Annotated in this window: 13 protein-coding genes; 8 read left to right on the top strand and 5 right to left on the bottom strand. The window is 73.2% G+C overall.

The annotated features are described in order from the left end of the window. Positions 1 to 81: 81 nt before the first annotated feature. Entirely contained in the window at positions 82 to 561 is a 480-nt protein-coding gene (locus BLT97_RS09190; RefSeq protein ID WP_093608269.1) for a nucleoside deaminase, read from the top strand. 46 nt (positions 562 to 607) lie between these two features. On the opposite strand, the gene BLT97_RS09185 is transcribed toward BLT97_RS09190, so the two are convergent. Beyond that, the gene (locus tag BLT97_RS09185) at positions 608 to 1270 is read right to left on the bottom strand and encodes a TetR/AcrR family transcriptional regulator (protein ID WP_093608268.1); all 663 of its coding nucleotides are present in this window, start codon (positions 1268 to 1270) and stop codon (positions 608 to 610) included. 92 nt (positions 1271 to 1362) lie between these two features. Here BLT97_RS09185 and BLT97_RS09180 point away from each other — a divergent pair, with 92 nt between their 5' ends. After that, a complete protein-coding gene (locus BLT97_RS09180) occupies positions 1363 to 1770 on the top strand; it encodes a RidA family protein (RefSeq protein ID WP_093608267.1) in 408 nt (135 codons plus the stop codon). A 105-nt stretch (positions 1771 to 1875) separates the two neighbouring features. Here the strand turns inward: BLT97_RS09180 and BLT97_RS09175 are convergent, their stop codons facing one another. Next, a complete protein-coding gene (locus tag BLT97_RS09175) occupies positions 1876 to 2817 on the bottom strand; it encodes a lysozyme (protein ID WP_093608266.1) in 942 nt (313 codons plus the stop codon). 242 nt (positions 2818 to 3059) lie between these two features. Between BLT97_RS09175 and BLT97_RS09170 the strand changes: the two genes are divergently transcribed. After that, the gene (locus tag BLT97_RS09170; RefSeq protein ID WP_093608265.1) at positions 3060 to 3554 is read left to right on the top strand and encodes a MarR family winged helix-turn-helix transcriptional regulator; all 495 of its coding nucleotides are present in this window, start codon (positions 3060 to 3062) and stop codon (positions 3552 to 3554) included. Positions 3555 to 3609: 55 nt separating this feature from the next. Here the strand turns inward: BLT97_RS09170 and BLT97_RS09165 are convergent, their stop codons facing one another. Then, positions 3610 to 4455: a hypothetical protein gene (locus BLT97_RS09165; protein ID WP_093608264.1), complete on the bottom strand. Its 846-nt coding sequence runs from the start codon at positions 4453 to 4455 to the stop codon at positions 3610 to 3612. Positions 4456 to 4888: 433 nt separating this feature from the next. On the opposite strand from BLT97_RS09165, the gene BLT97_RS09160 reads away from it, so the two are divergent. From BLT97_RS09160 to BLT97_RS09140, 5 genes are all read left to right on the top strand, one after another. Further along, positions 4889 to 8119, top strand: coding sequence for a sensor histidine kinase (locus BLT97_RS09160; protein ID WP_245769219.1), 3231 nt, complete (start codon positions 4889 to 4891; stop codon positions 8117 to 8119). Positions 8120 to 8121: 2 nt separating this feature from the next. Then, the gene (locus tag BLT97_RS09155; RefSeq protein WP_093608262.1) at positions 8122 to 8607 is read left to right on the top strand and encodes a roadblock/LC7 domain-containing protein; all 486 of its coding nucleotides are present in this window, start codon (positions 8122 to 8124) and stop codon (positions 8605 to 8607) included. Beyond that, on the top strand, positions 8604 to 9014 hold the full coding sequence (locus BLT97_RS09150) for a DUF742 domain-containing protein (RefSeq protein ID WP_093608261.1): 411 nt from the start codon (positions 8604 to 8606) through the stop codon (positions 9012 to 9014). Before BLT97_RS09155 ends, BLT97_RS09150 begins: the two co-directional genes overlap by 4 nt. 67 nt (positions 9015 to 9081) lie before the next feature. Further along, positions 9082 to 9690: a GTP-binding protein gene (locus BLT97_RS09145; protein WP_093608367.1), complete on the top strand. Its 609-nt coding sequence runs from the start codon at positions 9082 to 9084 to the stop codon at positions 9688 to 9690. Between the two features lie 35 nt (positions 9691 to 9725). After that, positions 9726 to 10961 carry a styrene monooxygenase/indole monooxygenase family protein gene (locus tag BLT97_RS09140; RefSeq protein WP_093608260.1) on the top strand — a complete coding sequence of 412 codons (1236 nt, stop codon included), beginning with the start codon at positions 9726 to 9728 and terminating at the stop codon, positions 10959 to 10961. 23 nt (positions 10962 to 10984) lie between these two features. Here BLT97_RS09140 and BLT97_RS09135 read toward each other — a convergent pair whose 3' ends face one another. After that, positions 10985 to 12070 (bottom strand): C40 family peptidase, encoded by a 1086-nt coding sequence (locus BLT97_RS09135; RefSeq protein ID WP_093608259.1) that lies wholly within the window; start codon positions 12068 to 12070, stop codon positions 10985 to 10987. 100 nt (positions 12071 to 12170) lie between these two features. Further along, the gene (locus BLT97_RS09130) at positions 12171 to 12443 is read right to left on the bottom strand and encodes a hypothetical protein (protein ID WP_093608366.1); all 273 of its coding nucleotides are present in this window, start codon (positions 12441 to 12443) and stop codon (positions 12171 to 12173) included. Between the last annotated feature and the right edge of the window lie 46 nt (positions 12444 to 12489).

Genomic DNA, 12489 nt, shown 5'->3' with positions numbered 1-12489 from the left:
GGGTTCCCGTACGCGGGGGCTCGGGCCGTTCACTCTTCACCTACCCGCCCCTTCCCGGACCGGGGGCTGAATACTGACCCCATGCTCAACGAAACCGACATGCGTCACCTGCGCCGCTGCGTCGAACTCGCGGAAGAGGCCCTGAACGCCGGGGACGAGCCCTTCGGCTCCGTCCTCGTCGACGCCGAGGGCAACGCCCGCGCCGAGGACCGCAACCGGGTCGCCGACGGCGACCGCACCCAGCACCCCGAGTTCGCCCTCGCCCGCTGGGCCGCCTCCCACATGACCCCCGAGGAGCGCGCGGGCGCCACCGTCTACACCTCCGGCGAGCACTGCCCGATGTGCTCGGCGGCGCACGCCTGGGTGGGACTCGCCCGGATCGTCTACGTCTCCTCCACGGCCCAGCTCACCCAGTGGCTGAACGACCTGGGCGTGCCGCCGGGCCCGGTCGCCGCCCTGCCGGTGAACACCATCGCCCCGGACGTCATGGTCGAGGGACCGGTGCCCGAACTGGCCGAAGAGGTACGCGCGTTGCACGTCAGACTGCACACCGGCACGTAGCGGCACACCGGCCGGAAGCCTCACCCCGGCACCTCGACTCAGCGCCTCAGCCGCCCACGGCGGACGCCGCCGTGGGCACGGCCTCCCAGCCGCGCTCCACCGACCGCCGGCAGCGGTCCGGTGCGTCGCCGGCGCCGACGAACTGCGCCGTCAGCATGGGCACGGCGTGGTCGAGCGCCTGCCGAGGCAGCGGGCCCGTCACCACCAGCGAGGCGAGCCCGTGGCCGATCGCCCAGCTCTGCAGGGCCAGTTCGGCCGGGTCCACATCCGCGCGGAAGCGGCCGGCCTCCTTGGCCCGCTCCACGGCGCGCACGAGCCGGTGCAGCGTCTCGTCCGCCGCTCCGGCGTCCTCCAGCGCGAAGCCCGCGTCGAACATGACGCGGTAAAGGTCCGGATTCTCCAGGGCGTTGACCACATAGGCGGCGCCGAGCGCGGTGAGATCCCGCACCGGGTCCGCCGGGTCCGCCGGGTCCGCCGGATCCGCGCTCGAGGGGACCTCGTCGAGCTTGGCCGCGAGCCGCGAGAAGCCCTCCTGGCGCACCGCGCTCCACAGCCCGTCCATGCTGCCGAAGTACGTGTACACGGCCATCGTCGACACCCCGGTCCCCGCGACCAGCGCGCGCAGCGTCACCGGCTGCCGCGTACGCAGCATGTGCGCGGCGCGGTCCAGGAGTCGGGCACGGACCGCCGGATCCTTCGTCCTCGCCATGACCCCACAATACATAGCGCTGCTATGTATTGTGGGTGGCCGGATCCACCGCCCACGACGGCTCCGGATCCACCGGCTCCCGAGGAGGGCTCATGTCCGTAAAGCTCGTCAATCCCGACGGCCTGCCGAAGCCCGAGGTCTACCGTCAGCTGTCCATCGCCAGCGGGTCGAAGCTGGTGTTCCTCGCCGGGCAGGTCGCCCGCGACGCCGAGGGCCGCCCGGTCGGCGGCGGAGACCTCGCCGCCCAGGTCGAGCAGTGCTACCTCAACATCGGCACGGCGCTCACGGAGATCGGCGGCTCCTTCGACGACGTGGCCAAGCTGACCGTCTACGTCGTGGACTGGAGCCCCGAGAAGATGCCCCTGCTGGGCGAGGGGGTGGGCCGCGCGGCGGAGAAGCTGGGCGTCGACCCCGTGAAGCCGATCACCCTCCTCGGCGTGGCCGCGCTCGGCGAGCCGGACCTCCTGGTCGAGGTCGAGGCCACGGCGGTCCTGGAGTAGCCGGTGCGGCGGGCGTGGAGAATGCCGCCGCGCGGAGCAGGAGAAGGCCCGGCCACCCCCACAGGTGGCCGGGCCTTCCGTCTGTGCGGTGCCGCGGGGGCCGGGTCAGCCGTTGGCGAGTGCCACCACGCGGTCCAGCGCGCCGTTGAACTTGTTGTGGTCGCCCACGATCGGGCCGGAGGACGTGTACTGCCACATCGTGTAGAAGCCCCAGCCGGCGGGCAGCGTGCCGGGAGTCGTGTTGTAGCGCGCGATCCAGAGCGGGTTGGTCGAGCCGAAGCCGCCGTAGTTGCCGGTGCACTGGGTCCACCAGCTCGTCGCCGTGTAGATCACCGCGTCGCGTCCCGTGCGGGCCTTGTAGCGGTTCAGGAAGTCGCGGATCCAAGTGACCATCGCTGACTGGGACTTGCCGTAGCAGGCCGCGCCGTACGGGTTCCACTCGATGTCGAGGACGCCCGGCAGGGTCTTGCCGTCACGGGACCAGCCGCCGCCGTTGTTGACGAAGTAGTCGGCCTGGGTGGCACCGGAGGTCGTGTCGGGGGTCGCGAAGTGGTACGCCCCGCGGATCATGCCGATGTTGTACGAGCCGTTGTACTGCTGCGCGAAGTAGGGGTTCTTGTAGTACGTGCCCTCGGTGGCCTTCACGTAGGCCCACTTGACGCCGCTGGTCCACAGCGCCGACCAGTTGACGTTGCCCTGGTGGCTGGAGACGTCCACGCCCTCGGTCTGGACGGCGCGGCCCTCGCGGGGCAGTCCGCCCTGGCCGTCGTGCGCCACGACGCCCATGCCCATGCGGGCCTCGCCGCGTGCGGGCTTGTCGGCGCTGCCCTGCTCGGCGCCCTGCGCGGTCGCGGGCAGCGTGAACAGGAGGGAGAGGACGGAGAGCAGGACGCCGGCCGCCGTCAGACGCGAGCGGGCGCCCGGCGGGAGCAGGCGGCGGGCGGTGCGGGAAGCGGAGTCGCGAGTGGTACGGGGAGCGGAGTCGCGAGCGGTGCGGGGAGTGGTGTCGCCAGTGGTACGGGGTCTTCCGGGTCTGTGCACGGACATGTGCGTGCCTCCGAAGGCCTCGTGGAGCCCGGTGGTCAGGTGCCGGGCTCACAGGGTGGGGGGATCTGTCGACATGTCGGCCCAGTTGCTGCGTGGACATGTCACCAATGAAGCTACGCAGGAGGACTCGCGGGTGGGAAGAGGGCCTTGGGGCTGCCGTTGGTCTACGCCTGCGAAATACTGGCCGAGCTGCGGCAACGGCCGGGGTGTGGCAGAAACTTTCAGCATCGGGAAAGCGTTTCATGGGCTCTGAAGTGCACGACCGTCACGACGGCAGCGAGCGTCCCGGCGCGCCGGAGAATGGTGTGGACCACGAATTCCTCGCCCTGGAGCGGGAGTTGACGGTGTTCCTGCGGCGGGCGCGGGCCAGTTCCGGAGAGATGGCGCGCGCGGTCCACCCGGAGCTCGAACCCGCCGCGTACGGACTCCTCGTACGCCTGGAGGAGGGTGGCTCGCAGCGGGCCACCGACCTCGCGGCCTACTTCGGAGTCGGCAAGGCCACCATGAGCCGCCAGTTGCGCGCCCTGGAGGAGCTGGGCCTGGTGGCGCGCGAGCCCGACCCGGCGGACGGCCGCGCGGCCCTGCTGCGGCTCACCGACGAAGGGCGCGAGCGGTTCCGCACGGTGCGCGGCGCGCGCCGGGAGCGCTACGTGCGCCAGCTCGCCGGCTGGGACCGCTCCGAGGTCGCCGAACTGGCCCGCCTCCTGCACCAGCTGAACGCCGGCGGCGAGCAGTAGGGGACCCGGATACGGGCCGCACGGCCGCCCGCGGCTGCCGCCGTGACGTGACGGCCTACAGCTCGGCCCACACCACCGTCGCGTCGTCGTGCGGCTTGCCCCCGACGCGTACCCCCGCGGCCACCCGCTCCCGTTCGAGCGCCCGCACGCGGTCCACGAGCCCCCGCGGCCCGGCCTTGCGCAGGAAGGCGAAGCACTCCGCCCAGTCGCCCTCGCCGAAGGTCTCGACCCAGCGGCCCGCGCCGTCCGTGAGCCCGACGAGGGTGCGGACGTCGCCGCGCGGCCAGGTTCCGGTCACGGCGCGGTCCGCCACTGAAGGGTCGGCGGCCGCCGTGAAGAACCCTTCCTCGGCGTTGCGCAGCGCCTCCACGGCCGCCACGTACCGCCGTGCCGCCGCGGCCCGTTCGGGCGAGCCCTCCGGCAGCGCGCGCACCGCCTCGCGCGCCTCCGCCACCCGCGGCGGCAGCGTGTCGAGCCGGTCGTCCGCCACCACCCGCACCTCGCCGGACGGCGACTCCGCGAGCAGCACCGAGTCCGACAGGACGAGGTACTCGACGCGTTCGTCGTCCCAGCGCGCGAGGACCACGGTCGCCTGCGGCGTACGGAGGTGAGAAAGGTCACAGGAAGTGCGGTGGGAGTCCGCGGTCCGGGCGATCGCCAGCGAGAGGATCCCGGCCAGCCCCATGTCCCGCCGCGAAACGGACAGTTCACCCAGGGCGCCGCCGAGCCGGGCGACGAACCAGGGCACGTCGTGCACACAACCGACGTCTCCCTGCGGGGGTGTCACGCCGTCCAGGACGACCAGCGTCCCGCCCTTTCCTGAGGCGGGCAGCGCCACCGAGGCGAAGTCCTCGTTGGGGCGTTCGGGGTGGCCGGGTTCCGTGCAGAGTTCGACGCGCATCCATGCAGTCTGCACGAGTGTGTGCGAGACCTTCACAGGGCGGGCGGAGCAGGGGAGTTGGCCTGGACCGCGCCCTCGCGCGCCGGGCGGGCGGGGCATCTTGCCAAAGGCCGCGCCCGCCGTCCAACCGGCGCCGCGCGAGCCCCCGTATCGATGACGAAGTGGAACTTGATCCCTCAACTCCCGGCGAGGTTCACTCCTTCGGGTGGCCCGCCCGGCTAAGGGCGACCGCCACCCAGGCGCGCTGGAATGGTCATAAGCCGTACCAGAGAGGGCACGTCACCTCACCCGACACGGTGGACGACGCGAGACACCAAGCAGCCCCCGCGCCCCGCCACGCACGGCGGAGCGCACCGTCGCACCTGCGGCACGAGCACGACGCGGCGTACGCGGCACAACAAGAACACCGAGAGCAACGAGGATGCGAGCACCGGTGCAGAGCAAGCGGCCTGGTGAGGCCACAGGCCGGGCGGGCAAGGCCGTGCGGGTGCGCAGCCGGCTGATCGCCGCCGTCGCGGTGGTCACCGCCGCCGTCGCGGGCGCGGGCACCCCGGCGATCCTCGGCGCCTCCGCCCAAGTCGCCGACACCCAGCACCTGCTGGACCTCGCCGAGCTCACGCGCGAGGCCACCGTCCTCGCGCACGCGCTGACCGACGAGCGCGACACGATCACCGCGTACATCGCCGCGGGCCGCCCCGACGACGAGCGCCCCGGCTCCACCGAGCGGGTCGACCGCCAGCTCGCCGCGCTGCGCGCCGAGGCGCCCGCGGGCCTGCGCAAGGACCTCGCCGTCTTCGCGGGCGTGCGCCGCCAGGCCCTCACCGGCAAGGGCTCGGCGCTCGAGGCGCACACCGCATACACCGAGGCGCTCACCGCCCTGCACCGCCTCACCGAGGAGCTCGCCGACCAGCTGCCGCCCCGCGCGGGAGCCGGCCGGCACGCGCTGGCCGACCTGGACCGCGCGGTCGCGCAGGCCGGCGCGGTGCGCGGGCTGCTGCTCGCCGCGTACGCGACGCCGCGCACCGCCCCGCAGACCGTCATCGATCCGGTCACAGGCCTCCCGGTCACCGCCACCGCCCGCACCGCCGACGACAAGCGCCGCGACGCCCTGACCGCCGCCGCGCAGGAGGCCCGCCTGTCCGAGCGGGCCGCGCTCGACGCCTTCGCCGCCGGCGCCCCGGTCGACCAGCGCACCAAGCTGAGCACGACCGTCACCGGGCCCGACGTCGCCACCGCCGACCGCTACCTCGACCGCCTCACCGACGCCCCGACGCTCAGCGACGAGGAGCTCGGCTACGACCGCGAGAAGATCGCCTCCTCGCTCACGGCCCGCATCGACCAGCTCCGCAGCGTCGAGAACACCCTGGCCACCGACCGCATCGAGCAGCTCACCGACCTGCGCGACCAGGACGTCACCGCGCTCGAACTGCGCATCGCCCTGGTCGGCGCGCTCGCCCTGCTCGCCCTCGGCGTCTGCATCGCCGTCGCCCGCACCCTCACGCGCCCGCTCGCGGTGCTGCGCCTGGGCACCGCCCGCCTGGCCGAGAAGCCGTCCGGCGAGGAACCCGTGCGCTTCACCGGGCGCAACGATGAGTTCGCCGCGGTCGTACGCTCCGTCAACGCGCTGTACGAGCACACCGCCAAGCTGCACGAGCGCGCGGGCGTCCTCGAAGCGGACCGGGCCCACCTCATCGGCGAGCGCGAGAAGCTGGCCTGCGAGCGGGTCGGGCTGCGCAAGGAACTGGCCGCCGCGCGCGACGAGTTGCAGCGCGCCGAGGACAGCGTCCAGCACACCTTCGTGAACCTGGCGCTGCGCACCCTCGGCCTCATCGACCGCCAGCTCGCCGTGATCGAGCACCTGGAGGAGCGCGAGGAAGACCCCGAGCGCCTCGACACGCTCTTCAAGCTGGACCACTTCGCCACGGTCATGCGCCGCCACAGCGAGAACCTCCTGGTCCTCGCGGGCGCCGAGCACAAGCACGCGCACCCCGGGCCCGTCCCGCTGGTCGACGTCGTCCGCGCCGCGGTCAGCGAGATCGAGCGCTACGAGCGGGTCCGCATCGCCTCGCTGCCGCCGCACGCGCACATCGCGGGCTTCGCGGCCGACGACCTCAGCCACCTCCTGGCCGAACTCCTGGAGAACGCCACGTCGTTCTCGCCGCCGGACGCGGCCGTCGAGGTCTCGGGCTGGCTCCTGGAGAACGGCGAGGTGATGCTCTCCGTCCAGGACGAGGGCATCGGTCTCGCCCCCGAGCGCCTGGAGGCCGTCAACTCCCGCCTGGCCGCGTTCGATCCGGCCGCGCTGCACACCGGCGAGGACGAGGAGGGCCTGGGCCTCGGCCTGTACGTGGTGGCCCGCCTCGCGGCCCGGCACGGGGTGCGGGTCCAGCTGCGCGAGCAGGGCAACGGGGGAGTGGCGGCGGTGGCCGTCCTGCCGAAGGCGATCCTCGCGACCGCACCGGCCACGACCGTCAGCCGCCGCGTCACCCTGGCCGGCGCCCCGCCGGAGCTCCACCTGGCCGGCGCGGAGGCCGAGGCCAACTCCAATGAGCTGGCGGGGCGTTCGCGCACGGTCGGCCTGGAGGAGGACGGTGCGCAGGGGCCGGGCTCGGGTGCGGGTGCGGATCAGGCTGAAGCCGTTGATCCGGCAGAGGCAGAGGCAGAGGCAGAGGCAGAGGCAGAGGCGGCGTCTGCGGGTCCGGTTGTGGCTGCGGGCCCGGTGCCGGTCCCGGCCGAGGACGTCGCACGTGACCTCGCGGATGCCGTACGAGGCCACGACGAGGACGTACAGGTCTCCGAGGCCGATCCCGTACGGGAGCCCGAGGCAGGCGACGACCGCGCACAGGAATCCGCCGAGCCCGTACCGGAATCGGCCGAGCCTCTACGGGAATCGGCCGACCTGGCACGGGAGGCCGACGCCCCCGGACTCGGCGGCGAGGACCTGGTCGCCGCCGCCTTCGGCGCGCGCGAGCCGCACCTGTCGCACGAATCGCACGAGCCGCACCAGCCGCTCGACGTGACCGACGCCCCCGACCCGTACGAGGACGAGGGCGAGGACGACCTCCTCGCGGCCGAGAGCCCCGCCGAGTCCACCCTCGAACTCACGCTTCCGACACCGGAGTTGGACGCCCCCGAGCTGCTGCGCCCCACGCGCGTCGTGGCCGTCCCCGACGACCACGCGCACGAGCGCACGGAGGACGAGTCGCCGCGCTCCGAGGAGGCCACCGCTCCCGCCCAGGAGCCCACGCACCCCGACCAGCCCACGCCCCCCGAGCAGTCCGCCCCGCGCCCGCCCAAGTGGGAGCGCGTCACGGACAAGGGTCTGCCCAAGCGCACGCCCAACGTGACCGCCCCGGCCCCGAAGGCCGCCCCGGCGCGCCCCCGGGGCGTGGACGCCGAGCAGCTGCGCCGCCGCCTCGCCGGGTTCCGGCAGGGTGCCCAGGAGGGCCGCCGCGACGTCGAGGCGGAGCTGGCCGGCGAGCCCGAGTCGCCCGGCGGCACCGCACCCGACGCCGACGTACCCGCCCAGCGCACCGCCCCGCAGCACGAGGCGACCGCGCGGCGCGAGCCGATCGTGCCGCCGACGGGCGACGCGCCGTACACGACCACCACACCGCAAGAGACCACGGATCCGGGGGACTCACTCAAGGAGGCCCGCAGTTGACGGTGTCCAGCAAGCCCGGGGCGCTCAGCACCGAGGCCCGCAACCTGCACTGGCTGCTGACGAACCTGGTGGACGAGGTGCCCGGCCTGATCTCGGTCGCGGTGGTCTCGTCGGACGGGCTGTTGCTCCTGTCCTCCGACCCCGGGCAGAACGCCGAGCGCGTTCCGGCGCAGGGGCCCGCGGGCCCGCGCGGCTCCAGCGCCGACCTGGCCACGATCGTCTCCGGCCTCGGCAGCCTCACCATCGGTGCGGCACGCCTGATGGACGGCGGCGGCGTGAAGCAGACCATGGTCGCGATGGACGAGGGCAGCCTCTTCGTCATGTCGATCAGCGACGGTTCGCTGCTCGGGGTGCACGCCACGCCTGACTGCGACATGAGCGTGGTCGCGTACCACATGGCCCTGTTCGTGGGTCGCGCCGGCCATGTCCTCACCCCCGAACTCCGCAGTGAACTGCGGCAGTCGAGGGAGCGGGCGGGCGCCCGGTGAGCGCCGCCGAACTCCCCGTGCGCGGGGCCGGCCGCAGGCCCGCGCGGGTGCGCCCGTACTCGCTGACCGGCGGCCGTACGCGCTTCGGCCACGTCCTGCTCGTCGAGACCTTCGTGGCCGCCGTGCCCGCGCTCGAAGGCGGCAAGGACGACCGGCCGGAGCTGCCCAACGGCAGCCTGCACACGAAGGTCATGCCGGAGCTGCGGGCCATCGTGGAGCTCTGCCGCAGGATGCGCACGGTCGCCGAGATCGCCGCCCTGCTCAAGATGCCGCTCGGCGTGGTGCGCGTGCTGCTCAGCGACCTCGCCGACCAGGGAAGGATCCGGGTGTACGGGACCGGGCACGGACCCGGGCAGCCGGACCGTGCTCTCCTCGAAAGGGTGCTGAGTGGACTCCGTCGCCTCTGACGCGGTCGCGTCCGACACGGTCGCGTCCGACACGGTCGCGTCCGACACCGTCGCGTCCGACACCGTCATAGAACCCTGGCGCACCGTGGCCGAAGAGGGCGCGCAGGACTGGCAGTTGGACCACACTCGGGCCCCCGTTGCCACGAAGATCGTGGTGGCCGGCGGCTTCGGCGTGGGCAAGACCACCCTCGTCGGCTCGGTCTCGGAGATCACCCCGCTCCGGACCGAGGCTCTGATGACCCAGGCCAGCGAGGACACGGACGACCTGACGGCCACCCCGGACAAGCTGACCACCACGGTGGCCATGGACTTCGGCCGCATCACGCTCGACGACGACCTCGTCCTGTACCTCTTCGGCACCCCGGGACAGCAGCGCTTCTGGTTCATGTGGGACGACCTCGTGCGCGGCGCGATCGGCGCGGTCGTGCTCGCCGACACCCGCCGCCTCGACGAGTGCTTCGCGGCGCTCGACTACTTCGAGAGCTGCGGCCTGCCGTACGTTGTCGCCGTCAACCACTTCGAGGGGACCGAGGAGTTCACGGCCGAGGACGTGCGCGAGGCGCTCACCGTGCCCGAGGGCATCCCCGTCCTGATCATGGACGCGCGCCGCCGCATCCCGGTGGTCGAGACGCTGCTCGCCCTGGTGGGCCACGCCCTCGAACTGACTCCCGCCTGACCGTCCTGTCCCTCCCGTCGTACCAGGGAAGAAGCATGCGCAAGATACTCATCGTCGGAGCCGGCCAGTCCGGCCTCCAGCTCGCCCTCGGCCTCCAGGCGCAGGGGTACGAGGTCACCCTCATGTCCAACCGCACGGCGGACGAGATCCGGGCCGGCCGGGTCATGTCCACGCAGTGCATGTTCCACACGGCGCTCCAGCACGAGCGCGACCTGTCCCTGAACTTCTGGGAGTCCCAGGCCCCGCGCATCGAGGGCCTCGGCGTCTCCGTCGCGGGCCCCGAGTCGCAGCGCGTGATCGACTGGGTCGGCCGCCTCGACGGTTACGCCCAGTCCGTGGACCAGCGCGTGAAGTTCGCGGGCTGGATGGAGACCTTCGCGCAGCGCGGCGGCCAGCTGGTGATCCACGGTGCGGCCGTCTCCGACCTGGACTACTTCTCGCGTACGTACGACCTCGTCCTCGTCGCCGCCGGCAAGGGCGAGCTGGTCTCGATGTTCGGCCGCGACGCCGCCCGCTCCCCGTACGCCGAGCCGCAGCGCGCCCTCGCGGTCTCGTACGTGCACGGCCTGGGCCCGCGCCCGGAGCACCCCGACTTCGACGCGGTCCGCTGCAACCTGGTCCCGGGCGTCGGCGAGCTCTTCGTCATGCCCACCCTCACCACCTCCGGCCGCGCCGACATCCTCTTCTGGGAGGGCGTCCCGGGCGGCCCCCTGGACGTGTTCAAGGGCGTCAAGGACCCCTCGGAGCACTTGGCGCTCACCCTGGAGCTGATGGAGAAGTTCACGCCCTGGGAGTACGCGCGCGCCACGAAGGTCGAACTGACCGACGCCAACGGCACGTTGGCGGGACGCTACGCGCCGACGGTCCGCAACCCGATCGGCCGGCTGCCCGGCGGCGGCCTGGTGCTCGGCGTCGCGGACGTGGTCGTGGCCAACGACCCGATCACCGGCCAGGGCTCCAACTCGGCCGCGAAGTGCGCCGCTTCGTACCTGGCCTCGATCGTCGAGCACGGCGACCGGCCCTTCGACGAGGCCTGGATGCAGTCCGCGTTCGACCGCTACTGGGCCACGGCCCAGCACGTCACCAAGTGGACCAACGCGATGCTGGCCCCGCCGCCGGAGCACGTCCTGAACCTCATCGGCGCGGCCGGCGAACTCCAGCCGATCGCCGACCGCTTCGCCAACGGCTTCAATGACCCTTCGGACTTCGAGAACTTCTTCTTCGAGCTGGAGAAGGCGAACGCCTACCTGGCCGAGGTCTCCGGGGCCTGACCGGCCGAGGGGTGCGGCCGGGCTCAGTCCGCGTCCGGGCTCACCGCGTCCGGCCGCACCAACCCGAGCACCGCACCCCGCCCCGCCACCGGAGCGAGCTCCACGCGCCCTCCGGGGCGGGGCGCCAGCACCTTGCCCTCGCCCGCGTACAGCGCCACATGGGCCGCGTCCGGCCCGTACACCACCACGTCACCGGGCCGCGCCTGCCGCAGCGGCACCTTCGGCAGTGACTCCCACTGCCCGCGCCCGGTCCGCGCCACCGGCACCCCCGCCCGCTGCCACGCGGCCGCGACGAACCCGGGCGCGTCGTACGCCTCCGGCCCGCTCGCCCCGGAGGCGTAGGGCCTGCCGAGCTGGGTGCGGGCCCAGCGCACCGCCGCCGCGCCCCCGCGCGACGCGGCGGCCGTACCGCCCGGGCCCGGCAGCGCGCCCGAGGCGAGCAGTTCCTCCTGAGCCGCGTCCGCGCCCGAGGCCTCCAGCTTGCGCAGCTCGGCGAGTTCGTCCGCGCTCACCGACGCGAGCAGCTTCTCCACGGCCTTGAGCTTCGTCACCGCCGCGTCCCGCTGCTTCTTCCGCTTCCCCGCGAGGACCTGCTGCTTGTCCAGGGCCTTGCGGGCGGCCGTGGCCAGCTGATCGGCCTTCCGCTCGTCCGCGGCCAGCCGGCCCACCGTCTCCACGCGCTCCCGCGCGAGCCGTCCGACCACATGCTTCTGGTCGAGCGCCGTCTGCGGATCGGCCGCGAGGAGCAGCCGTACGTAGCCGTCGAAGCCGCTCGCGCTCTGATACTGCTGCCGGGCGAGCCGCCCCGCCGCGAGCCGGCTGTCGGTCAACAGCAGCCGTGTGCGCGCGAGTTCACCGTTCTTCCGGCGCGTCTCGGCCGTCTGCTCCTTCAGCTGCTCGGCCGTCGTGTTGTACGTCTCGGTGGCCCGCTCGGCGGCCCGGTACAGCTTCTGGAGCTCGGCCAGCAGATCCCCGACCGACTTCGCGCCTGGAGCGGCAAGCTCCGTAGCCTCCGGCTCCGGAGCCGAGCGCGCACCGCCCGCCGGTCCGACGATCCCGGCCGCCACCACCGCGGCGGCACACACAAGGCGCAGCACTCTGCCCGACATGTCATCACCTCCGGTCGCGGGGCGGCCGGCCCGCCCCAGGAGGAGCATGCGACGGGAATGGGATGAAAAGCCTATAACTGGGCGGTACGGGGCATGGTGCTCACCCCTTCAGCGGACCCGGCTTGGACCACGGCCACTTCAGGCGCCCGGTCTCCGCGTTCCCGTCGGCGTCGTACTCGTACCGCCACAACTGCCGCACCCCGCGCCGCCCCGCCTCCATGCGCCGGTAGACGACGGTCGTGGCGGGGGAGTCCTCGGTGGCCGGCACCGGGATCTTGTACAGCTTGGGCGGGTGGCCGGTGGGGCCGGTGAGGACGTCGAGGGTGCGGCCGTCCAGCGGGCCGCCGACGAAGGGGATCGGGTCGCGGTTCACCAGGCCAGTGTCACAGGTGGCGGGAGCGGACGCCGCCGCACGGCGG

Origin of the sequence: Streptomyces indicus, from assembly GCF_900100315.1 — a bacterium.
GTDB classification, from domain to species: Bacteria; Actinomycetota; Actinomycetes; order Streptomycetales; family Streptomycetaceae; genus Streptomyces; species Streptomyces indicus.
This window is presented reverse-complemented; position numbering and strand designations above follow the sequence as displayed.